This is a genomic window from Streptomyces ortus, from assembly GCF_026341275.1.
GTDB classification, from domain to species: domain Bacteria; phylum Actinomycetota; class Actinomycetes; order Streptomycetales; family Streptomycetaceae; genus Streptomyces; species Streptomyces ortus.
This window is the reverse complement of sequence record NZ_JAIFZO010000008.1, coordinates 1-887: the sequence shown is the minus strand read 5'-3', so window position 1 is coordinate 887 and position 887 is coordinate 1. Positions and strand designations below refer to the sequence as shown.

Genomic DNA, 887 nt, shown 5'->3' with positions numbered 1-887 from the left:
ACTGTCCCTAACAAAGGCGTTGGACGTGGCGGTGGGTGATCAGGCAGACGGCGAGTCCGAGGAACGCTTCGTGGATGTCGTCGCGTCGTTCCCAGCGGATGCGCAGGCGGCGGAAGCCGTGGAGCCAGGCGATCGTGCGCTCGACGACATAGCGGAAAATGCCCAGGCCAGTGCCGTGAGGCTCGCCTCGCTTCGCGATCACGGGGCGGATCCCGCGCTGCCAGAGCAGACGGCGGTACTTGTCGTGGTCGTAGCCACGGTCGGCCAGCAGCGCATCCGGCCGTCGGCGGGGTCTGCCGACCTGGCCCGCGACGGCCGGGATCTTGTCGAGCAGCGGCATGAGCTGGGTGATGTCGTTGCGGTTTCCGCCGGTCAGCGACACGGCGAGCGGGATGCCCTGGCCGTCGACGATGAGGTGGTGCTTGCTGCCCGGACGTGCGCGGTCGACCGGGCTGGGTCCGCTTTTGGGCCTCGCCGGGCCGCGCGGACGTGCGAGGAGTCGATCACCGCCCTGGACCAGTCCAGCTGGTTTTTCGACCGCAGTTTCTCCAGCAGCAGCACATGCAGCTGGTCCCAGACGCCGGCCTCGTTCCAGGCCGCCAGGCGCCGCCAGCAGGTCATCCCCGAGCCGAAGCCCAGCTCCTGGGGCAGGTACTCCCACTGGATCCCGGTGTGCAGGACGAACAGGATCCCGCACAGGGCCTGCCGGTCCGGCACGCGAGGTCTGCCCTCGACCAGCTTCGGCGCCGGCTCGGGCAACAACGGCTCGATCAGTGCCCACAGTTCATCCGACACGATCCACGGTCGCGACTGACGTTTCCCCACGACCAGACCAACGACAGACCGCACCGATAGTCACATGATCAACGGCTTTTGTTAGAGACAGT

At 67.4% G+C, this 887-nt stretch carries 1 protein-coding gene; it reads right to left on the bottom strand.

From position 1 onward, the window contains the following. Positions 1 to 7 precede the first annotated feature (7 nt). Positions 8 to 825 (bottom strand): IS5 family transposase gene (locus tag K3769_RS40655; protein ID WP_267029234.1). Its coding sequence is split into 2 segments (ribosomal slippage): positions 8 to 468 and positions 468 to 825, totalling 819 coding nucleotides; the frame shifts between segments, so codons are not numbered across the junction. Positions 826 to 887: the final 62 nt, after the last annotated feature.